The organism is Niastella sp. OAS944, assembly GCA_024809215.1.
Classification (GTDB): domain Bacteria; phylum Bacteroidota; class Bacteroidia; order Chitinophagales; family Chitinophagaceae; genus Niastella.
In genome coordinates this window covers 208,248-229,408 of sequence record JANUBW010000012.1, presented here as the reverse complement: position 1 = coordinate 229,408, position 21,161 = coordinate 208,248, and the positions used below count along the sequence as shown (strand labels likewise).

The 21,161-nt window shown below is 43.3% G+C and carries 19 protein-coding genes; 7 read left to right on the top strand and 12 right to left on the bottom strand.

The annotated features are described in order from the left end of the window. Nucleotides 1-5 precede the first annotated feature (5 nt). Genes GGD38_RS33620 through GGD38_RS33610 form a run of 3 tightly spaced genes read left to right on the top strand, consistent with a single transcriptional unit; the run spans nt 6 to nt 1,997 of the window. Nucleotides 6-524, top strand: a complete 519-nt coding sequence (locus GGD38_RS33620; RefSeq protein ID WP_375302492.1) for a 3'-5' exoribonuclease domain-containing protein — start codon at nt 6-8, stop codon at nt 522-524. Next, nucleotides 521-1,201: a toprim domain-containing protein gene (locus tag GGD38_RS33615; protein ID WP_375302491.1), complete on the top strand. Its 681-nt coding sequence runs from the start codon at nt 521-523 to the stop codon at nt 1,199-1,201. Before GGD38_RS33620 ends, GGD38_RS33615 begins: the two co-directional genes overlap by 4 nt. A 13-nt stretch (nt 1,202-1,214) precedes the next feature. Beyond that, nucleotides 1,215-1,997, top strand: coding sequence for a radical SAM protein (locus tag GGD38_RS33610; protein ID WP_375302490.1), 783 nt, complete (start codon nt 1,215-1,217; stop codon nt 1,995-1,997). Between the two features lie 19 nt (nt 1,998-2,016). Here GGD38_RS33610 and GGD38_RS33605 read toward each other — a convergent pair whose 3' ends face one another. The 6 genes from GGD38_RS33605 to GGD38_RS33580 all read right to left on the bottom strand — a co-directional run bounded on the left by GGD38_RS33605 (nt 2,017) and on the right by GGD38_RS33580 (nt 6,173). Then, a complete protein-coding gene (locus GGD38_RS33605) occupies nt 2,017-2,487 on the bottom strand; it encodes a DoxX family protein (RefSeq protein WP_375302489.1) in 471 nt (156 codons plus the stop codon). Between the two features lie 85 nt (nt 2,488-2,572). Continuing rightward, nucleotides 2,573-3,154 carry a Crp/Fnr family transcriptional regulator gene (locus GGD38_RS33600; protein WP_375302488.1) on the bottom strand — a complete coding sequence of 194 codons (582 nt, stop codon included), beginning with the start codon at nt 3,152-3,154 and terminating at the stop codon, nt 2,573-2,575. A gap of 17 nt (nt 3,155-3,171) precedes the next feature. Continuing rightward, nucleotides 3,172-4,056, bottom strand: a complete 885-nt coding sequence (locus tag GGD38_RS33595; protein WP_375302487.1) for a PhzF family phenazine biosynthesis protein — start codon at nt 4,054-4,056, stop codon at nt 3,172-3,174. Nucleotides 4,057-4,120: 64 nt separating this feature from the next. Continuing rightward, complete coding sequence (sigZ, locus tag GGD38_RS33590) at nt 4,121-4,654, bottom strand: RNA polymerase sigma factor SigZ (RefSeq protein WP_375302486.1); 534 nt, start codon at nt 4,652-4,654, stop codon at nt 4,121-4,123. A gap of 34 nt (nt 4,655-4,688) precedes the next feature. Further along, a complete protein-coding gene (locus GGD38_RS33585; protein WP_375302485.1) occupies nt 4,689-5,285 on the bottom strand; it encodes an SMI1/KNR4 family protein in 597 nt (198 codons plus the stop codon). Nucleotides 5,286-5,414: 129 nt separating this feature from the next. Next, nucleotides 5,415-6,173, bottom strand: a complete 759-nt coding sequence (locus GGD38_RS33580; protein WP_375302484.1) for a head GIN domain-containing protein — start codon at nt 6,171-6,173, stop codon at nt 5,415-5,417. Nucleotides 6,174-6,358: 185 nt separating this feature from the next. On the opposite strand from GGD38_RS33580, the gene GGD38_RS33575 reads away from it, so the two are divergent. Next, nucleotides 6,359-6,568 carry a hypothetical protein gene (locus GGD38_RS33575; RefSeq protein ID WP_375302483.1) on the top strand — a complete coding sequence of 70 codons (210 nt, stop codon included), beginning with the start codon at nt 6,359-6,361 and terminating at the stop codon, nt 6,566-6,568. A gap of 699 nt (nt 6,569-7,267) precedes the next feature. On the opposite strand, the gene GGD38_RS33570 is transcribed toward GGD38_RS33575, so the two are convergent. Then, nucleotides 7,268-8,476 carry a hypothetical protein gene (locus GGD38_RS33570; protein WP_375302482.1) on the bottom strand — a complete coding sequence of 403 codons (1,209 nt, stop codon included), beginning with the start codon at nt 8,474-8,476 and terminating at the stop codon, nt 7,268-7,270. A 339-nt stretch (nt 8,477-8,815) separates the two neighbouring features. On the opposite strand from GGD38_RS33570, the gene GGD38_RS33565 reads away from it, so the two are divergent. Continuing rightward, entirely contained in the window at nt 8,816-9,844 is a 1,029-nt protein-coding gene (locus GGD38_RS33565) for a LacI family DNA-binding transcriptional regulator (protein ID WP_375302481.1), read from the top strand. Nucleotides 9,845-9,964: 120 nt separating this feature from the next. Next, nucleotides 9,965-11,002 carry a LacI family DNA-binding transcriptional regulator gene (locus GGD38_RS33560; RefSeq protein ID WP_375302480.1) on the top strand — a complete coding sequence of 346 codons (1,038 nt, stop codon included), beginning with the start codon at nt 9,965-9,967 and terminating at the stop codon, nt 11,000-11,002. Between the two features lie 14 nt (nt 11,003-11,016). Here GGD38_RS33560 and GGD38_RS33555 read toward each other — a convergent pair whose 3' ends face one another. Genes GGD38_RS33555 through GGD38_RS33535 form a run of 5 tightly spaced genes read right to left on the bottom strand, consistent with a single transcriptional unit; the run spans nt 11,017 to nt 17,697 of the window. Then, nucleotides 11,017-12,954: a sialate O-acetylesterase gene (locus GGD38_RS33555; RefSeq protein WP_375302479.1), complete on the bottom strand. Its 1,938-nt coding sequence runs from the start codon at nt 12,952-12,954 to the stop codon at nt 11,017-11,019. Nucleotides 12,955-12,956: 2 nt separating this feature from the next. Continuing rightward, nucleotides 12,957-13,976, bottom strand: a complete 1,020-nt coding sequence (locus GGD38_RS33550) for a glycoside hydrolase family 43 protein (RefSeq protein WP_375302478.1) — start codon at nt 13,974-13,976, stop codon at nt 12,957-12,959. Nucleotides 13,977-13,988: 12 nt separating this feature from the next. Continuing rightward, a complete protein-coding gene (locus GGD38_RS33545) occupies nt 13,989-15,464 on the bottom strand; it encodes an MFS transporter (RefSeq protein ID WP_375302477.1) in 1,476 nt (491 codons plus the stop codon). 41 nt (nt 15,465-15,505) lie between these two features. Further along, nucleotides 15,506-16,627: an endo-1,4-beta-xylanase gene (locus GGD38_RS33540; RefSeq protein ID WP_375302476.1), complete on the bottom strand. Its 1,122-nt coding sequence runs from the start codon at nt 16,625-16,627 to the stop codon at nt 15,506-15,508. Further along, nucleotides 16,624-17,697, bottom strand: coding sequence for a LacI family DNA-binding transcriptional regulator (locus GGD38_RS33535; protein ID WP_375302475.1), 1,074 nt, complete (start codon nt 17,695-17,697; stop codon nt 16,624-16,626). The genes GGD38_RS33540 and GGD38_RS33535 overlap by 4 nt, the downstream gene beginning before the upstream one ends. 342 nt (nt 17,698-18,039) lie before the next feature. On the opposite strand from GGD38_RS33535, the gene GGD38_RS33530 reads away from it, so the two are divergent. Next, nucleotides 18,040-21,159: a SusC/RagA family TonB-linked outer membrane protein gene (locus tag GGD38_RS33530; RefSeq protein WP_375302474.1), complete on the top strand. Its 3,120-nt coding sequence runs from the start codon at nt 18,040-18,042 to the stop codon at nt 21,157-21,159. Nucleotides 21,160-21,161 lie beyond the last annotated feature (2 nt).

The following is a 21,161-nucleotide window of genomic DNA, read 5'->3' as shown; positions in this document are numbered from 1 at the left end:
GGTGTATGTCATTAATTATGGTTGATATTGAAAGCGATGGGCCAATTCCCGGCGATTATTCGATGGTTTCATTTGGGGCCGTTATTGTAGATGAGCAGCTGGATAAGACCTTTTATGGCAGGCTTAAACCTATATCTCACCAATATTTACCCGATGCCCTGGCCGTATCGGGGCATTCAAGGGAAGATGTATTGACATTTGATGAGCCGCAGGTTGTAATGACTGAATTCGAGGCATGGATTACAACCAATAGTAAAGACCGGCCTATTTTTATCAGTGATAATAATGGGTTCGATTGGATGTTTATCTGCTGGTATTTTCATCATTTTATTGGAAGAAATCCATTTGGCTTCAGCTCTCAGAACCTGGGCAGTTTATATAAAGGGTTGCAAAAGGACCTGTTTAAGAATTTTAAGCATTTACGAAAAACAAAGCATTCTCACCACCCGGTAGATGATGCAAAGGGGAATGCGGAGGCATTGCTGACTATGAAAAATGAAATGGGGCTCAACTTCAAAATATGAAAAAGCTGCATAGATATAAGTTATCTATGAAGTATGAGCGAAGAGCAGATCCGCTTATAATGCCCGTTACCGGCGAGGCTGCGCAAGATCGCCTCGAACGTAGTTTGCCGTTAGCAGGTACGCCTGCCCAGCTGTATGTTGAAAAAAGATGTATTCCCATTGATATTGCACATGAAGCAGGTGTTCGTTTTGATCCCGATTGGAATGGGAGGCCGGCGGTAATTGTTCCTATGATGAACCAGGAGGGGGCGCTTTGTTCTGTTCATGGACGCTATTTGAGCCAAACAGGCAGGCAGGATAAGATGTTTACCATTGGGCCGGGAGGCGGTATTTTAAGTGTGCGTGATGGTTATTATGCCGAACCGATCATTTTGGTTGAAGGACTGTTTGATGCATTATCGCTGGCCGTTTGTGGATATAGTTCGTTAGCTACTGTGGGACGTTTAGCACCCTGGCTTCCGGAAGTTTGTAAGGAGAAGCTGGTGCTGCTGGCTTTCGACGCTAATAAGCCCGGAGAGGCGGAAGTGGGTTTCTACAGAAAATTTCTTACCGGTGCAAAGGTGCATAGGCTTTCACCGCCTGGCCATACCAAGGATTGGAATTCGGCGCTAATGAAACGGGGCCCTTTAACCGTGGCTAATTGGCTGGCGTATAATCTTCGTTGTATTACCCATTAAAACATTTCTACTTATGAGCAAAGGGATAAACCTGCCTTCCATGATCTGCTTTCGTGTTACGCGCTTTTGTAATGCGCGGTGTGGCTTTTGCCTGGCGCCGCCCGATGGCGGGGTGCATCCGGCAGTTGCTGTGTTGCGGGAGCGGATAAACTGGCTTTTTGCAAATGACGTAAAGACCATTCATTTTTGCGGCGGAGAGCCAACGATCCATCACCAGCTTCATGAATTAATTGAATACGTTCATGCACAACACCGGAAATCGAAACTTACCACCAACGGAATTGCACTTTCAGATCGTTTGGTTCGGGCGCTGTTTACAACCAAAACCCAGGTAAAGGTAAGCCTTCATGGACCCAAGGCGCATCATAATGAAGTGGTTGGGTGCGATGCTTTTGATAAAACCGTAGCGAATATACGCCGGTTGATGGCGGCTGGTATTTCCACTTCTATGCAAACAACAATTGTATCTGGCGAACTGGCTGTTGTGGATTGGACGGTACAATTTTGTATTGACAATGGAATAAAACGAGTGAGCTTTTTGCCTTTTATTCCACGTGGTAATGGATTGGCGCAACGATCAAAATATGAATTGTCGGGTAGCGAGCGACGTAATTTGCAGGAGCTGGTAAAACAAAAAAGACGTAAACTTCTTAATAGGATGGATATCCGTTTAAATGATTTTAATATCCGCCCTATACATGTGGTAGAACCGGATGGCAGTATTGTATTAGAAAAGGCAACTGAGGCAATGGACGAATTGCTTTGCCGGATCCCTCAGTCGCCATCATTCATTTAGAAACTTGGCTATGGCAAGTTTATTTTATCATCCCTGTCAGCCATTTGTCAATCGAGTAACGGCCTCCCCCTTCTGTAAAAATGGCTATGCATAAGCCGAGCACCAGTAAATGGTATTCAAAACCCTCTTTGCCTGAAGTAAGTTTGCCGAACCAGTTCATAAAAAATCCATGCTTGTAATGCCAGGTGGCTATCATGCCAACAAATAAACCGAAAATGCCAACTGCTGCAATTCTTGTAGCCGTACCTGTTAGCAACATAAAAGTTCCTGCGCATTCAATCGTAATGGCAATAACCGCAGTGAATACAGATAAACCTGCCTGTGTTGTCATAAAATTCATTTCGCCCGATAATCCGGGGCCGTTAAACCAGCCGAACAATTTTTGAACTGCATGCGGAAAAAGAACAATGCCAAGCGTGATCCGTAAAATAAAACCTGTTAGATTGCCATCGGTAGCAATGATGGAATTGATCAGATCTTTGTACATCATTAATAATTTTATACAAAGTTGAGGGTAGCGCTATCGACAATATTGTGAGATTTGGTAATAAATTATTGTGACAAATATCACATGCTTAACTGCCGGGTTGTGCTGCCTGGTTCCTTAGCCTGCTTAGGCTCTCCCGTGTAATGCCTAAATACGATGCAATGTGTTGCTGCGATAACCGGTTTTCAAGGTGTCCATATAGATTCCGGAAATGCGCATACCTTTCAGTGGCGGATTTTTGTAAAACAAGTATGCGACCCTGCCAGTAGGCAAAAGCGTGTTGTAATACGATATGGAAATACCTTTCAAGGTGGGGAATTGAAAAAAATAATTGTTCAAGGGTATCTTTTTCAATTTGAAGTACCTCAGTGGGCTCCAACGCCTGAATATTATAAATGGAAGGAGAGCCGGTTAACCAGCTATATCTGTCAGTTATCCACCAGTCTTCAAAACCAAAATGCAGGATCTTTTCCCGTCCTTTGTCGTCAACTTCATATTGCCGAACACCTCCTTTTATAACAAAATGATCGTGCCTGCAAACCGTTCCCTCCTGTAGCAGGTATTGATTCCTGCGTAAATTTACTTTTTTCAGGGCCGCGAAAAAGGATTGCAGGTCCTGCTCGCTAACCGTTACGTATCGTGCTATGTGATTCGATAATAGTGGATACAAGTGATTTATTTTTTCGGTCAGGCGATCTCTACTGACAATGATGTCATTAATATTCCTTTCCCGCCTGCCATGATCTTTGTAATTTTTCCGTTGTTCAGTAATAAGTCTACAATAATTAAACTTGGAGATGGTTGCCCCATAAACCATCCCTGTTCAATTAGCATCCGGTCTTTTTTTATTCCAAGTATGTCATAAAGGTAACAGGCAAGTGGCCCCGCTGCCATACCTGTAGCAGCTTCTTCTTCTATTCCATATCTCGGTGCAAACATTCTTGTAGAAGCTTCTCTTGCAGGGCTACTGGCTTCAGTACAAAAAACATAAAAGCCTATCAAATCCAATTCGTCGCTTATTTGCGATATTAAGGCATAGTCTGGTTTGATATTTTGTAAGATCTTCGCACTTTTAACAGGAACTATTACAAATGAATTTCCTGTATTGACCAGTAAAATTGGCGCATCTTTTAAAATGTCATTTTTGGTTAGCCCCAATGATTGTAGAATTTGTTCTTCCTGTTTGTTGGTATTCCCGTATATGGGTGCTTTTTGCTCCATAAACGCCAGCTCTCCCTGTAATAAAATTTCTCTTATTCCGTCAATCGTTTGTTTCGAAGAACGCGGGTTATTAATTAACCCCGACTGGGATAAATATGAAAATGTTGCTATTGTGGCATGTCCGCAATGTGCAATTTGGCGGGTAGGCGTAAAAAAATCAAGTTTAAAGGCGGCAATTTCTGATTTTGAAACAAACGCGGTTTCTGATAATCCTATTTTTGATGCAATTTTTAGTTTCTGTTCATTGGTAAGATCATCTGCGTTTAAAACAACCCCTGCCGGATTTCCGCCCTTATTATTATCAACAAAGGCATTAAGGATCTGCACTTCAACTTTTTTAGAATTGTCCATACATGTTTTTTAGTTTGTTAAATATTTATCTCTATGGACGCGGCGAAGTCAAAAAAGACGCATTTTATTTTTTGGGCGGCTCATATGCAATAAGATTTCCTTTATTGTCTGTTTCAACATTCGGACAATCTAAGATAAGGTCTTTCAACTTTTCTCTGCCTCGTTGTACCCTTGTTTTCGCTCCTGAATAAGATATATTTAGCTTTTCTGCTAATTCAAGTTGAGAATAATCGTTTAAATATGTAAGTAGTATTGCCTGCTGGTATTTGTCAGGTAACATATTTATTTTCTGATTAATACAATTGCTTAAAGAATGATATAATGGCTCTTCGATATGTTGTTCTGCCAGATCAAAACCGTCAATCTTAACATCTAAATTTGTTTTACGGTAATGATCTGCAATTGTGTTTCTTGTTATTTGATAAACCCAGGCTGTAAGTTTAGTGCAGTCTGTAAGCGTGTGGATATTAAGTTGAAATTTCACGAAGACGTCCTGAAGAATATCTTCGGTAGCGTTAATGTCCTTAACCTTGCTTAAAATAAATTTTTTCAGCTCCTGGTATAAGTCTGTCCATATTTCCTGGATCTGTGTGTTCATAGTATTGAATTAATTTGGGGATTGGGCGGGTTTATCAATATCGCCACTTCTTCACAATGTGGGCACCAACAATTTCAGAAACTATTTCTTCTGTCCAGTATTCAATGTTATCATCGGTACCAAGGTCCATTTGGGCAAAAATTAAACAGCCTTTTAAATAATCGTCAACGGAGTCAAACATTTTGATTAAATAAGGCCGGGTGTCGTGGTCGTAATAATAAATTTGTTTTGTTTCACTATGAAAGCAGAACATATTTCCGTTTCCCAGATAGTCGCTAAACGAAATTAAAAATGGCAGATGTTTTTTGTCATCTTCTGTAAAGTCGGGTCCATATTGTGGTTGGTCTGCCCAAATATCTTTAATCCACCCAATTTCTTTTAGGTCTTGCAATTGTTCGCCGATGTCTGCAATGCCAAAGGTTTGGTAAAACAATTTTAAATTGTCGGGCAAGGTTGTACCCAGCTTTTTTTCAAGTACAGAAATTTCGTTTGCCGGAATTGGGGATCTAAGGCTGTCCCCGAAGTTGTCTGCAATAGATTCAAGTATTTTTCTTGTATTGATCTCCCAACCGGGGTTTCCAATTCTGTCAAATGGGATAATAATGTCTTCCTTGTTGTTAATTTCTATCATAGAGTCTGTCGATAATATTGTTACCCAAAAAATTTCGAATATACGCAACATTCTTCCCCCTATAACAAAAAAGCTCCCCGAAGTTATCGGAGAGCAAATTGATATTTTCGAAAAAAAAGTAATTGACCATTAACTCTTTTTGCTGATCCTGCCCGAGCCGTGCACTTCTAATTTGGTAACCTGGGCATTGCCACGGTATTCTATATTGCCGGAGCCGCTTATGAAAGCTTCGATCGAATTGCTTACGCTTACTTCAATATCGCCTGAGCCAGATACGGTAGCGGCGCAGGTTTCAGTTTTCAATCCATAGGCACTTACGTTACCAGAACCACTCAGGCGGATGGTTTGTGTTTTAGCGGCACCGTCGCTGACCTCAAAATTACCGGAACCCGAAAAATGCATATTTGAACGGTCTGACTGCAAACGGGCAAGTTTTATATTGCCGCTGCCGCTTCTTGCGATAGATATATTAGTTCCTTTAACGGTCCCTTCTATGGTCATATTTCCGGAGCCACTTAAGCTAAGATCAAAGTCGCCGGAGCCACCAAGATCAGATTCACACGTGAGGTTACCGGAACCGGATTTATCAAGTGCATCAAGATCTTTATAGGTTATCTCAAGTTTTATTTTTATGTTTTTATAAAAACCTTTTTCAAGCGAGACCCTCAATGTGTTGCCGTTTGTTTCGGTAAGAATTTTTTTGGTATCGATATTCTCCGTAATAATTTTTACCGATGTTTCGTTGCCCTGCCGAAGTACAGCGTCAAAACTGCCGCCAATGTCAAGTTTAGTAAAGTCAGTAACTTTCCTGGTTTCTGTTTGCTGTGCCAGCACGGTGCCTGCTGCCAGCAACGAACCCAACAGCAAAACGGTTGTAATAATTTTCATATGTTGTATTTAAGGTTATTTTATAGTTTTCATCGGGTTCAACGTATGTGCCAATCATTAATACCTTACGGGTCAAAGGTTTCCGGTACTAACATTCGCTATAACTGTACGAAAGCGAACAACCTGGTGTACGGATTCGTTAAGTAAAACCGGGGACTATCAATTTTTTTAGTTATCTTACTATTATGTCAAAATATAAAGATGTAGTGGTGACACTATCTAAGAAACATCCCGAAACCTGCGAAACGGCGCCGGCCGGACATACCTATGTAATTGGTGTATTAGGTAATAAAAAGAAATGGTATGAAATTGATTCGCAGTTATTGAACAAGTTGTCTGACGAAGATCTGCAAAAGGAGCTGTTTAAAATATTGCATCCGCAAACACATCATTAATAACAAGCTTCCTGCACATTTTCAATGAGGCGGCTCGATCCCGTCGCCATATCTATACATATTTCCCCAATACTTTTGTCTGCTACCATAGAGCTGCTCTTCATTTACAGAAATTGAGGATGGTCAAGAAATTGGGGAATTTACCAATATATAATTTTATTATTTCTAATTGTACTACCTTCAGTATCTCTAACAATAGAGACGCCAGGAGCGAATGGCGTTTTTCTAAGCATTCATTGACCCTCACTTCAAGTAACATTTTAACCTTATGGATTATTTTGCTCATCGTAATTTCTTTGAGCTAACATCATCATGTCGTAGGTTAAAAATGTACGTCTAATTAACTACTGTTGTGGATTTCATGGTAACCACACCTCCTTGGTTAGCACCAATGCAATTTACGGTGACATTCAATTAAACAATGTTACATCTAATCGGACTAAGGTTTTTGAAACCTTGTGCTATGGTTATTTATCTGCATCTAAATGCTTCGGAGGCCAGGCGCTTACTGAAGCTGTTAACAACATTAGGTTTGTTAACAAAAATCGCCTACGATATTATACTCCTGCTGTCAAACTGGGTAGTATAAAAAGTAGGCGACTGGAATTCGAAGACCGGTCTGTTGGCCGGTCTTTTACATTTCAAATATATCAGTTTTTAACTTGGGATACTTCGAGGTCTACGGACTGTACGTAAATATCAATATGAAACCAACGTTGTTATACTGGATGCAGGCAGGTTAATGCCAAAGCTGTTATTGGTAATGGCAAAATTGCTGGTGGCCAGGTTCGATGTGCTTGTAGTTACATACCGGTTGAAATTATTAACGGTTGCTCCCCCAATGCTGAATGGCTGATAGGTAATGGCTGAATTGGTATTGATGGCAACGATCACTATTTGGTTTCCACTTTTGTAAGCAGTGGTGTAAATTCCCGTTGTTGGATTGGCTGTGCAGGAGATCTTGCTGTAACCCGGGCGAATGTAACGGGCAAAATGGGCCATTACATATCCCAGTTTGGTGATAGCACTATTCTCATCTATAGGGCCATAAAAGCGGCGAATATACCACCACACATAAGCTGCCCATCCTGCATTCATACAGTCATGGATCTCTTTAGCGGCTGCCATAGCATTGTTCCAGTCGTTGCCGCTGATGGAAGAATTGGTGTAGTGTTCCGTCATCCAAACCGATTTCCCAATATTGCCCAGGTTATAGGGCGTTTTTCCATAAATATGCCCGCATACAAACGCCGTTTTTGACGCGGCTGTCGCATTGCTCAAATAGGTGTTTATGAATGTTTGGTCCATATTAAGCGGCTCCGGGGCCATAATAGGAGCGCCGCAATTGCTGCCTTGTTGTGCAACAAAATTGGCGATCTCAGTGGCTGTACCATGCATCCAGCCCGATGGCAAATAATTTGGTTCGTTCCACGGGCTAATGGCATATACACCGCCAACAGCCGTATTATACGCTCTTAAGTGTGCAGCGTAGTCTGCATAGGAACTTGTTTTCAGGTACAGGTTATTCATCATGGAGGCTGGTGCGTTCCAGGCTGTTGCAATTACCCGGGCTCCATAACTTTTGGCAGCGTCGATGGTTGGTTTTTCGGCAGCAAACTGGGTACTGTTTTCGGGTACACTAACGCGAAGTATGCTCATCCCAATTCCACTGGTGGTAGAAAATGCTTTGGTTCTTTGGTCACTTGTTAAATCTCCTATCCAGATAGGGTGGCTCATACCACCAAATCCCTGAATGGTTTGCTGAATTGTACCGGCATTCACAGCGGCTGTAGCTTCCTCGCGGGCCAGAACGCCGGCGGTGTTATCGTTTGTTCCGGATGTATTCTTTTTGGAACAACCGGTCAGCAATACAAAAATGGCAAGAAAAATCGTCAGATCTTTTTTCATTGATAGTCTAATTTTAATGGTTGATAATTATTGGTAAAAACAGATAATACATTTCCCTTTCACCCGGCAACGGGTGTTTATCTGCACGTGGTCATACCAAATAAGAGGGTGAGAGGCCGGGAAGGTTATAACGAGTGGCGGGTTACAGCAGTGATGCAATCTGTTTCAGCTGAATCCTAAATTAAGGATAAGTTTGTAAACATGCAATCGATTGCATAAAAAATGCGAAATTAATTTCAAAAGCGGGTTTGTTTTATGAATGGCATCGCGGGAGACATTATTATAACTACTATTGTTGTATTTTTATTTATATTTTCATATAACCCAGTTGCTCACAGTATGGATAGTCAGAAGGAAATCACCATTTATGATATTGCAAAAAAGGTAAAACTGTCTGCGTCAACAGTTAGCCGGGCTTTGCAGGATCACCCCGCCATCAATAAAAAGACAAAGAAAAAGATCTTTGATGTGGCCGAGCAAATGGGTTATCGCTCTAATTTGTTTGCCCGTAACCTTCGGCAACAAAGAACGATGACCATTGGGGTTATGGTGCAGGAGCTGAACAGTGCGTTTATGACCTCCCTGCTATCTGGTGTCGAAAAGGTGGCTAATGAAGCCGGTTATGGGGTTGTTATTATCGATTCGTTGGATGATGTGGAAAAAGAAGCGGCAAATGCCCGTAATCTCTTTAACAGGCGCATAGATGGGGTGATTACCTGGTTGTCCTCCGGGGCCAAAAATCTCGATCATTTTAATGTATTTGTTGATAAATCCATACCGGTGGTGTTGATCGACAGTTTGCATCAACAGTCGGGCATCACTTCCGTTGGTATTGATAACAGGGCCTGCGGTCATATGGCCGCGAAACACCTGATAGAGCAGGGGTGCCGTCGTATTGCTCACATTACGTCCAATCTGAAAACACCGGTAAATGCACTTCGTTATAAAGGTTTTCGCGATGCGCTCGCTGAAAACAAAATAGCTTTTAATGAACGTATGGTAGTGGTGGCCCCTGTTACCGAAGAAGATAGTATAGAAGCCGCCAAAAAAATAATGCAGATGAAACCTTTGCCCGACGGGGTATTCATCAATAATGATTTTACTGCTGCCGTATGCATTCGCACATTTTTGGAAAATAAGGTCAAAGTGCCGCAGGACATAGCCGTAGTTGGCTTTAATAATGATCCTATAGGCACTTTCATCAGGCCATCGCTTACCACCATCAATTACCCGGGAAAAGAAATGGGAGCGGCTGCGGCCCGTACATTGATCAATCAGCTGAACGGGGTTGGTACAATTGAGCAGGCCAGCAACCTTACTTTACGTACTGAACTTGTAGTACGTCAGTCATCCGTCAAAAAGCGATAACGATCCTGTTTTATTCCATTTGTCTCAATTTTTCGTCCAATCGTCTTAAACTGCTATGTATGGCCGTTCCGTACACTGTTTCTTTAAGGTAAAAACCTATTTTAGAGAAAACAGTATTGCATGCCAGCAGGAAAACGTGCTACATCAAATGAAGGGACCTGGAAGACTAAACTGTCCTCACTCAACAATGGAAGATCGCTCAAAGATTTTCCTTACAAAAGCCACAAGGTTCCCGGCAGGAACCGTTTATCTGTTACGCACCGGGGTGATCAATCGGGATATATTAAAACAAAAACGGGAAATAGTACCACCAAAACAATTGGGGTAATTGTGCATTCATTGCAAAGCGACTTTGTTAAATCTGCATTGATCGGTATTCAACAAGTGGTTTTTGGGGCAGGATATGAAATGATGATCATGCACTCGCAGGAAAATATGAAAAAGGAGGTAGCCAATGTTCAATTGCTTTTAGATCACGGGGTAGATGGGTTATTGGCGTCGCTTTCATTTGGCACCGACAATATGGACCATTTTAATGTATTTTCCAGGGAGGGAAGGCCCGTGGTTTTTTTTGACCGGGTAGATACAAGTAGTGATAACTGCAACGTAGTAATAGACAATGCCGCAATGGGCTATGCCGCTACACAGCATTTGATTCAACAGGGTTGTAAACGTATAGCCATGATCACCTCGTGTCTCGAAAGAAATGTTTATAGAGACAGGTATGCCGGTTTTCGTAAAGCCCTCACCGATCATAATATTCCATTTGAAGATGATATATTTATTGTGAAAAACATCACTGAGCAGGCAGGTATAGAAGCTGCGACACAAATTTTGGCAATGCAGGGAAAACCTGATGGGTTATTTGTTACGAGTGATCTGATAGCAGCTGCCTGTATGCGTAGCCTGATGGAACATGGCTTACAGGTTCCGGATGATATTGCGATAGTAGGTTTTAATAATGATCCCATTTGCAGGCTGACCGTACCTGCTATTACAACCATTAATTATTCCGGTATGGAAATGGGGCGTGTAGCCGCTCTGCAACTGATCAATACCCTTACAAAAGGCGAAGTTTGTTTATCAACAGAAACCACCATTTTGCCAGCTGACCTGATCGTTAGAGCGTCTTCTTTAAAACCGCGATCCTTTAAATAATATAAAATGATCAGTTATTGATCTGTACGGAAGGGGGAGGCAGGCAACCCTTCTTTATTGTATAAATTGGCGCCATCAGGGTTGTCGGCCCATGCATATCTTACATACAGCGGCGCGGCAACCCGATCGCTCCAAACAACTATTTTGTCACCTTCGATCTGTGCGTTGGCCCAAACAAATTTCTTATCGGCCCCTGCAATAGCAAACTGACTAAGCGGCTCGCCGTCGATGGACATAAGCCCGGAGCCGGTATGATTGAAGCTGAGGATAATTTTATTGTTTTCAATGATTGCCGAGCGATATATTGGTCCCGATGCTACCAGGTCATTTTCATTGTAAGCCAGTTTCCAGGCAGCCAGTGCAAGGCGGTCGCCTACTGTTTTTTTATTATCCGGATGTATATCGTTCCATTCACCTGCATCAATGGTTACTGCCATTGCAGTATTAGGCACCGACAGGGATTTTAATTGTGATTCTCTGAACGCCGCCCACTGACTTTCTGCCGGTAAATAAGAAACATCCATAAAGTTAGGAAGCTGTACAAACAGGAAGGGTAGTTCGCCCTGATGCCATTGTTTTCGCCAGTCGGCTATTTGTGCCGGTTGTAGTTTTGCATATTCTTCGGCCCGGCCGGTATTCGATTCACCCTGGTACCAGATAAACCCTTTTATTGCGTAATTCACCAATGGCGCTATCATAGCGTTAAAAAGAGCCGCTGGCTGGTTTTGTGCGGCAATACCAAAACTTCCTCCGCGTGTGAGCGGCTCAAAAACTTCGCCCACTTTATATTGCCAGTATCCTTTAAGATCAACCGTGTCGTTACCTGAAAACAGATAATAAGGTTTGTCGGGCACAAAACCTCCCTTACCGCTGTTATTAGTTACACGAACCACAAACAGATTCTTCCCTGCTTTTAACAGGTTTGAAGGAATATGGTAGCGTCGCTGAGGGTACATATACGTTGTATTACCCACCTGTTGCCCATTAATATATAAAGCATCCGCATCAACGATCCTTCCCAAAAATACACGGGCTGCTTTTCCTGCCATCGATGCAGGTACCTCCACTTCTTTCCTGTACCATACTACGCCATTAAGGTCCTTTATACCCTGGTCTTCCCAATAGCCGGGTATGGCTATGTTATGCCAGCCTTTGGGAGAATAGTTTGGATCGTACCAGGTAAGCGGTCCTGTTAGTCCTTTGTCATGTATAGCGGGTGCCGTATTGTTGTTACGGTTTGCAAATGCCCTTCTGCTTAAGCCAGTAATATAAGCTGTGTCTTTATTTTTTTGAATGGTTGACATTATTGACGGGAATGCTGCCAGTGCTTCTTCACTGGTCCATGCTTCTATGGGCGTACCGCCTATGCTGGCATTGATGATGCCAATGGGTACATGATATTTCTCCCAGGTCTTTCTTGCAAAGAAATACGCAACAGCAGAAAATGCTTTTACATCTTCGGGGTTGGCCGATTTCCAGGAGCCAGTGGTTAAATTATCACGTGGCCCATTCAGGTCGCTTTTATTTTCAACCCAAAATTGCCTGATCTGCGGATAATTGGCAGTTGCAATATCATTGGCATAAGTAACACCATGTAATTCCATTTGGTGTACCATGTTCGACTGGCCGGAACAAAGCCATACATCGCCAATCAATATATCTTTAAGCGTTATTTTATTGCTGGCCGAAATATTCATGGTAAATGGTCCGCCTGCTTTCATAGGAGGCAGCGATATAAACCATTTGCCGTCGGGGCCGGCTTTTGTGGTAGCTTGTTTATTATTAAAGGTAATACTTACCTTTTCGTTTTTTCCTGCCCAACCCCATATCCTGAGCTTTGTATCCCGTTGCAGTATCATGCTATCCCTGATCAAACGGGGCAGTTTTACCTGGCAAAAAGAAATTTCAAATGCAATGGTGAAGAACAGTAGTAACGGCACATAGCGCTTCATGGTTAGCCTTTGTATGGATTAACGGTTTGGATAGTACCATCTTCGTTATAGAATAACTCTGTCATCTTTACGCATCTTAGATGTGTAACCCCGCGCGATAAACTGGAGTCGTGATAAAACAGGAACCACCTGCCATCTGTTTCAACAATGGAATGATGGTTCGTCCAGCCTACCACCGGAAGTAATACAATGCCTTTATAGGTAAACGGTCCATAAGGGTTATCGCCCATGGCATAACAAATGAAATGTGTATCGCCGGTAGAATAGGAGAAATAGTATTTGCCATTGTATTTGTGCATCCAGGAAGCTTCAAAGAATCTTCTGTTGTTGTCGCCGGCCGGTAAGGGTTTGCCAAATTCATCAAGAATGAGAATTTCTCTGGGTGATTCTGCAAATTGTTTCATGTCTTCTGTCAGCAAAGCAATACGAGGGCCTAAAGCGGGTTCCCCAGGCTGCGGTTCTCCCAATTCAACATTGTATTTGTTGTTTCTGTACGATTGCAACTGACCGCCCCATAGTCCACCGAAGTACATATAATGTTTACCATCGTCATCGCAAAAAACGGCGGGGTCAATAGAATAACTGCCATGTATTGCTTCGGGCTCGGCTAAAAACGGGCCCTCAGGTGACGATGAAACTGCTACGCCTATCTGGAAGATGCCATCGGCGCGTTTTGCAGGGAAGTATAAATAATACTTTCCATTTTTATAAGCTGCATCGGGCGCCCACATTTGCCGGTGGGCCCAGGGCACATCTTTAACATGCAGGGCAATACCATGATCTGTGATGTTAGCGCCCGTTTTATCTATAGATAGTACATGATAATCTTCCATAGCGAAATGGCTGCCCAGGTCATCGAATGGAATGCCTGCATCAATATCATGCGAAGGGTAAATGTATATTCTGCCATTAAATACATGTGCAGAAGGATCGGCGGTATACATATGTTTTACCAGTGGTTGCGAGATGGCCTGCTGGTTGAGTTGTTCAAAATCTATATGTGCAATATTATCTTCCGGCATACAAAAGTTTTTTTATGATACAAGTGGTTTCCTCTTTTCCTTCAATGCTTTTTCAATTTCCAGTTCGGCTTTTTTGTTAATTGAATAACCAAATAGCAAACAGGCGCCTGCAATGAATATTAACCCTGGTATAAGGCTTATCAGTAATTTAATGCCATCTGTAGCGGCAGTGGTTTGCGCCACGGCATCTGCCTGGTAACCGAAACGACTGAGAAGCCAGGCCGATAATGCGCCCCCGATACTCAGTCCCAACTTCAGGCCAAAGATCATGGCAGAAAAAATAATGGCCGTAGCCCTCCTGTTGTTCTTCCATTCGCTGTAATCCGCTACGTCTGCTATCATTGCCCACAACAATGGGATCGTTATTCCATAAAAGAAACCATGGAGCACCTGGGTAATAAAAACAGGCCAAACAGCACTGTTATTGTAAAAGCATATAGCTATGAGGCAAATGGCTGATATGGTAACAAACAGGCCAAATACATTTCGTTTTCCAAACCGGTCGGCAAGGGGTTTGGTAAAGAATATTCCAACGATCATGGCTATGGTACTAAAAGCATTTGCAAAGCTGGCGGCTGCATAAGGTGCGCTGTCTGGCTGGCTGAATGCAGAGAAGGAGTCAGCGCCAAAAATATTACCAAGCGCCTGAATGATGTTATTAAACCCAACGCTGTTAAGGAATTCGGTCTGGCTGCTATTTGTAAGATAATATTTATAGTAGTAGATGTTCATGCCGCCTTTCAGGGCAAGCGTAATAAATACAAGTACAGTAACGATAAGCATAATGATCCAGGGCCTGTTGTTTGCCAGGTCTTTCAGGTCCTGCGCTACTGCGGTTTTTTGTTCTTTGGGTGGTACAATCCGTTCTTTGGTAGTAAGGAAAGTGATCAAAAAACAGATTATACCTGTGCCGGCGAAAATGAGCATTACTTCTTCAAATCCCTTTGCTTTATTACCATTACCCAGTGAAAGCGCCAGTGGTAACAGGAATACCTGAATGATAAACTGCGCTACCATTACGGCAACAAAGCGGTAGGAAGATAAACTGTTCCTTTCTTTCATGTCACCTGTAAGCACACCGCTAAGTGCAGAGTAAGGAAGGTTATTGGCGGAGTATACAATAACCAGCAGAAAATAAGTAAGGAAGGCATAAAGCACTTTACCGCTTTCGCCAAAATCGGGCGTAGAAAATGCAAGGAGTGAAATGATGCCGAAAGGAAGGGCTGTCCACAAAACCCATGGACGGAATTTACCCCACCTGGTATTGGTTCTGTCGGCAATGGCGCCCATTACCAGATTGAAACAGGCGCCTAAAATACCGCCGGTAAGCATGACCAGGCTAGCGGCCGAGGCAGGTATTTTATAAATATCAGTATAAAAAAAGGCGAGAAATGCCATTAACGTCTGAAAAATGAGGTTAGCGGCCAAATCACCAAGGCTGTAGCCGATCTTTTCAACTACAGATAATTTTCCCGGGCTGGTGTTCATTGATGTTATGAATTATGATCAGTAAATCATTATGCAGTAAACTATTTCTTCGTTGCAATAACAGCATAAAAGGCCGGCTTGGCTGTATAGGTCCTGTCAAACAGGGTAGGGTAGTTGGTCCTTCCGCGAATTGGAAAGTTGTTTAGCCAAGACTGGCCATCATTTACTCCCCAGAATGTAATGCGGCTGATCTTGTCTTTGTGTTTCAGGAACAGCCTGAACAGATCTTCATAACCTTTTGCCAGTATGGTTTGCATGGAGTCGGGCAAGCCATTGGGGTAAGGGTCTTTGCCCTTACTGTTGCCCGCTGTGGCGCTTACGTCGGCATTGTCGCTGTCCCATGGATTGGGCAGCACACTGAGGTCCAGTTCTGTGAACATCACTTTCACCCCAAGGGCCGAGAAGTCGAGAATGCTTTGTTCTATTTCGGCCAGGGGGATCTTTGACGCGCGCCAATGCCCCTGGATACCTACCCCGTCAATACGTACACCTGCTGCTTTTATCTTTTTTATTATTTCTATTGCGCCGGCCCTTTTCTTCGGTTGCTCAATATTGTAGTCATTGTAATACAGTTCTGTATGGGGCGCTGCTTTTTGCGCGAGCCTGAATGCTTCTACAATATAACCTTCACCTAGTTGCTGCAGGAATATCGATTTGCGTAAGGAACCATTTTCTTCCAGCGCCTCATTTACAACGTCCCATGAAAGCACCTTGCCATCATAATGGCTGGCAATGGTGGTGATATGATCAGCGAAGAATTGTGCGAGTGAATCGGGGCTTTTTATTTGCCGTACAAAGCGCGGCAACTGGCTATGCCAGATAAGGGTGTGGCCATTTATTTTGATATTGTTCTTTCTTCCATATTCAACCAGTTTATCGGCCAGGGTAAAATCAAACTGGTTCCACGTGGGGTGTATGATCTCAGCCTTCATGATATTTTCGGGAGTAGCTGCATTGAACTGCTGTGTTATTAGTTTGTTTGCAGTTACATCCTTTTCCAGGATCTGCGAAGTATTTAATGCGGTTCCGATCAGGAATTCATTTTTAAAGGTTTCTTTCAATGAAGGGATCGGCTGCTGATCCTGTATTTGCGCCTGTATTTGTATGGGCGCAAAAAAGCAGGTGGTTGTAATGGTTGCGAAGGATATAAATATTTTGATCATAGATGAGTTGGGCCATTTAAGTTTTTTCTTAATGAAGATTGTCTGATAACGAGGTCCGACCGTACAATAACCGTTTTTGTGTGATGCAGATTAGCTATCCCCTGCAGGTGATTGATGAGGTTTAACGCGGCCAGTTCGCCTATTTCTGTACCCGGGTACCTGATGGTGGTAAGTTGCGGTTCAATGATCTTGCTGATGGCATCGTCGTTGAACCCAACAACGGCAATGTCGTGTGGAATGCGAAGGCCATGCTCTTTTAAGGTTTGCATGCAAACCGCAGCTGAAAAATCGTTAGTAATAAAGGCGCCATCGGGCCTTTTATTCATGCCAATGATCTCCAGTGCCGCCTCTACGCCGCATTGTTCGCTCAGATCCTTTATCAATACCAGGCTTTCATCATAGGCAATGCCGGCGGCTGCCAGAGCGTCGGCATAACCCTGGTGCCTTTGGCCATATACATTGCGCCTTAGATCGGCTGTTACCAGTACAATTCGTTTGCACCCCTGTTCAATAAGGTGTTGTGTGGCCCGGTAACCGCAGGTGTAATTATCTATGATGACTTTGGTGCTGTTTGAATTTTCCTCTACGCGGTCGAAAAAAACAACTGGTATGTTCTTTTCTTCAAATGGCGTGAAATGGTCGAGGTTTTCGGTGTTCGATGCAAGCGATGCAATGAGCCCGTCAACCCTTTTATGAAATAAGTTCAGTGCATTGGCTGCTTCCTTTTCAAAACTTTCCGAAGAATGGGCAATGATGAGGTCGTAACCCGCTTCTGTGGTCACTTTCTCAATACCTGCCAGTACAGAAGTGATGAAGTTACTTTTCAATTCATGCACCAGCACGCCTATGGTATTGGTACGCTGGTTCCTGAGGTTGCGCGCAAAAGTGTTTTTGCGATAGCCAAGCTCTTTTGCGGCTTCCAGAATAACCTTGCGGGTTTTCTTTTTTACAACAGGGTCGTCATTCAGGGCCCGGCTTATAGTTGCAGGAGAAAGGTTTAGTCTTTCGGCAATATCGTATATCGTGACTTCTTTATTGAGCATAAGTTGTATCAATGCAATCGCTTGCATAAAAATCGTAAAAAAAATAGTACAACCAAATTTTCTTTTATAAACGGGCAATATATATATATATATGAAGGGAAGTGGTGTGCTGCAGGTAATGCAACAAAAATTATAAAAAATATGCAATCGGTTGCAATATTTTAAAAAAAGACCTACATTCGAACTGCCAATTGTTTATCATGCTTGCCGATTTATTGTATATCAACCGTCTCGCCTTTGATCGCCTTTCATTTACAAAGGCTATAAAAAGTCATTTACACATTTTATTTAGTTGTTACAAACTGAAGTGAACCTTTACCCACGGCTGGCAGAAAAAACAATGCGGTATCATTACTTAAAACTGCTTTTATGAATGCTTTATTAAAAACGATTACAGCCAATTACAGGCTGAAGGGCCATCCGGCACGAAACCGGTTCCTGCTTTCAACCTTTTTTGCATTACTCTTTTCTTTACCTGTTTTGGCGCAAAACAATGTGCGCGTGCAGGGCAGTGTTCTGGATGAATTGGGAAAACCTATACCCGGTGCTACCATTTCTCTTAAAGGTTCGAGTGTTGGTGCAAATGCCGATGAAAAGGGGCATTTTTCCATCACTGTGCCATCAAACGGCATTCTCGTTATTACTTCGGTAAACTTTGAGCGGCAGGAGATAGCTGTTAATAACAGGGAAACCATAGAGGTGAAGTTGCTGCCACTGGCGAAGTTGGAAGGTGAGGTAATAGTGGTAGGGTACGGCACCCAGCGGAAAGAAGCTGTAACAGGATCGGTAGCTTCAATAAATGGTGATAAAATGCGGGAGGTACCGGCGCCTAATATCTCACAGGCTTTGCAGGGCCGTTTACCAGGCGTGGAAATGGCGCAAACTTCTTCTAAACCCGGCGCTGCCATGCAGATCCGTATCAGGGGTACGCGCTCACTTACTACCGATAACGACCTGTACAGAAATGACCCGTTGATAGTACTTGATGGAATTCCCTTTCCCGGGAACATCGGCGATATAAACCCGAACGATATAAAAAGTGTTGAAGTGCTGAAAGATGCCTCGGCCACTGCTATTTACGGCTCGCGTGGCGCTAATGGCGTTATTTTAATAACCACCAACAGAGGACAAAAAGGTGGAAAACCAAGAATATCATACAACGGCTATTACGGCGTGCAGAAATTATTTGCCAGAGTGCCTATGATGAACGGCGCCGAATTCGCTGCACTTCGCAAAGCATCGGGCAGGTATACTACCCAGCCGGGTGGTGATGAAAATGACAGCACCAATACCGATTGGCAGGACATGTTTTACAAAGACGGGGCCGTTACAAGCCACGATCTTAATATCTCAGGCGGGGCTGAAAAGGGTAGTTACAACTTCGGTGTAGGTTACTATCAAAACCAGGCAGTAATTCCCACGCAGCAATACAAACGTTATTCCATGCGCGGATCACTTGACCAGGAGGTAGGTAAATATGTGCGTATCGGTTTTACTACAAACAATAATTACAATCTTACCCAGGGCAACCAGATAGGGTTATACGGAGTATTAAGCATGTCGCCTCTTGCAAACCCTTATAATGCCGACGGTACACTGAAAAGAACAATAAAGATGCCGTTAGATGAGCAGTGGGTGCTTACAGAAAGCGTAGTAGACAAATACAAAAAACAATGGTTAAACGAAACCCGCGGATTCGCTACTTATAATTCAGTGTATGGCGAAGTAAAAATTCCCTGGGTTGAAGGTTTGAAGTACCGTACCAACCTGGGTCTCGATTTCATTCAAACCAACGATGGTAACTACACAGGCCAGGGCATCGGCAGCAGTAATCCGTTAACCGTTTCCACAGCGGGTGTTGGTAATTCGCATACGTATCACTGGGTAGTTGAGAACCTACTCAATTATGACCGCACTTTTGCCCACAAGCATACCCTGAATGTAGTAGCCCTGTACTCTGCCGAGCAAAACAGGTATACCAGGTCATCTATGGCGGCGAAGGACATTCCTGCAGATGCATTTCAGTTCTATAACCTGGGCCAGGCTGTTGGCGAAAAAACCATCGACCCCAACAACCAGGATTATCAGTTAACGGGACTTATGTCGTGGATGGGCCGTGCAATGTATACGTACGATAACCGCTATATGTTGTCGGCTACATTGCGTTCTGATGCTTCTTCAAGGCTTGCTCCAGGCCATCAATGGCATACTTATCCTGCCATCTCTGTAGGTTGGAATATAGCGAATGAGTCTTTCATGCAGCCGGTTACCCCTATCAATGCACTAAAATTGCGTGTAGGTTATGGTCAAACCTCTAACCAGGCAGTTGCGCCTTACGCTACGCTGGGGCGGTTAGCTGTGCGGCCTTACAACTTTGGCGACAATTACGCAGTAGGGTCTTATGTGAGCCAGTTACCCAATGCCAATTTGGGCTGGGAGTATTCGGTTACCTGGAACTATGGTCTCGACTTCTCGCTGTTGAACAATCGCCTGTCGGGTACCGTTGAATATTATATAACGAACACCAAAGATATTCTACTGCCCCTGAGCCTGCCTGCTACATCGGGCGTGAGCAGCATTACTTCAAACATTGGGGAAACTCAGAATAAAGGGATTGAACTGACACTTAACGGAAGCATACTTAAAGATCATAACGGCTGGAACTGGGATGCAGGCGTAAACTTTTATGCTAATCGCAACAAGCTGGTAGCCCTTGCATCGGGTACACAAAAGGACGAGGGCAATGCCTGGTTTGTAGGTCACAACATCGATGCTATTTTTGATTTTGAAAAAGTTGGATTATGGCAGGACAAAGATCAACACCTGAATATTCTGGAAGGTCCGGCAGGCAAGGTAGGCATGATAAAAGTGAAATACTCCGGCGAATATAACCCCGACGGCACGCCGGCTCGCGCCATTGGCGACAAGGACAGGCAGGTTATTGATGTAGATCCCGATTTTCAGGGTGGCTTTAACACAAGGGTATCTTATAAAGGATTCGACCTGGGTGTTGTGGGCATCTTCAAAAGTGGTGGCGTATTGGTAAGCACATTGTACGGCCCAGCCGGCTATTTGAACATGATGACCGGTCGCAGGGGCAATATTAAAGTGGATTACTGGACGCCAGATAATACAGGCGCAAAGTATCCCAACCCCGCCGGCCCTCTTAGTGGCGACAATCCTAAATATGCAAGTACCCTGGGTTATTTTGATGCTTCTTACGTGAAGATCCGCACCATTTCGCTGGGTTATAATTTCAATGAAAGACTGATGAGGTCCTCAGGTATAAAAATGCGCATGTACTTTACTGTTCAAAATCCGTTTGTAATGTTTTCGCCGTTCCATAAGGAATCGGGCATGGACCCTGAAACCAATTCATACGGCAATGAAAATGTTGCAACAGGCGGTTTTCAGAAACGCATTCTCACTGTAGGTTTTAACACGCCTTCTACCCGCAATTATGTGTTGGGCGTTAATATGTCATTTTAAAT

Bases quoted from the DNA above. Each gene is read 5' to 3' on its own strand.
- GGD38_RS33620 (WP_375302492.1), top strand. From the start codon at position 6: ATGTCATTAATTATGGTTGATATTGAAAGCGATGGGCCAATTCCCGGC.
- GGD38_RS33615 (WP_375302491.1), top strand. From the start codon at position 521: ATGAAAAAGCTGCATAGATATAAGTTATCTATGAAGTATGAGCGAAGA.
- GGD38_RS33610 (WP_375302490.1), top strand. From the start codon at position 1,215: ATGAGCAAAGGGATAAACCTGCCTTCCATGATCTGCTTTCGTGTTACG.
- GGD38_RS33605 (WP_375302489.1), bottom strand. From the start codon at position 2,487: ATGATGTACAAAGATCTGATCAATTCCATCATTGCTACCGATGGCAAT.
- GGD38_RS33595 (WP_375302487.1), bottom strand. From the start codon at position 4,056: ATGGACAATTCTAAAAAAGTTGAAGTGCAGATCCTTAATGCCTTTGTT.
- sigZ (WP_375302486.1), bottom strand. From the start codon at position 4,654: ATGAACACACAGATCCAGGAAATATGGACAGACTTATACCAGGAGCTG.
- GGD38_RS33585 (WP_375302485.1), bottom strand. From the start codon at position 5,285: ATGATAGAAATTAACAACAAGGAAGACATTATTATCCCATTTGACAGA.
- GGD38_RS33580 (WP_375302484.1), bottom strand. From the start codon at position 6,173: ATGAAAATTATTACAACCGTTTTGCTGTTGGGTTCGTTGCTGGCAGCA.
- GGD38_RS33575 (WP_375302483.1), top strand. From the start codon at position 6,359: ATGTCAAAATATAAAGATGTAGTGGTGACACTATCTAAGAAACATCCC.
- GGD38_RS33570 (WP_375302482.1), bottom strand. From the start codon at position 8,476: ATGAAAAAAGATCTGACGATTTTTCTTGCCATTTTTGTATTGCTGACC.
- GGD38_RS33565 (WP_375302481.1), top strand. From the start codon at position 8,816: ATGGATAGTCAGAAGGAAATCACCATTTATGATATTGCAAAAAAGGTA.
- GGD38_RS33560 (WP_375302480.1), top strand. From the start codon at position 9,965: ATGCCAGCAGGAAAACGTGCTACATCAAATGAAGGGACCTGGAAGACT.
- GGD38_RS33555 (WP_375302479.1), bottom strand. From the start codon at position 12,954: ATGAAGCGCTATGTGCCGTTACTACTGTTCTTCACCATTGCATTTGAA.
- GGD38_RS33550 (WP_375302478.1), bottom strand. From the start codon at position 13,976: ATGCCGGAAGATAATATTGCACATATAGATTTTGAACAACTCAACCAG.
- GGD38_RS33545 (WP_375302477.1), bottom strand. From the start codon at position 15,464: ATGAACACCAGCCCGGGAAAATTATCTGTAGTTGAAAAGATCGGCTAC.
- GGD38_RS33540 (WP_375302476.1), bottom strand. From the start codon at position 16,627: ATGATCAAAATATTTATATCCTTCGCAACCATTACAACCACCTGCTTT.
- GGD38_RS33535 (WP_375302475.1), bottom strand. From the start codon at position 17,697: ATGCAAGCGATTGCATTGATACAACTTATGCTCAATAAAGAAGTCACG.
- GGD38_RS33530 (WP_375302474.1), top strand. From the start codon at position 18,040: ATGAATGCTTTATTAAAAACGATTACAGCCAATTACAGGCTGAAGGGC.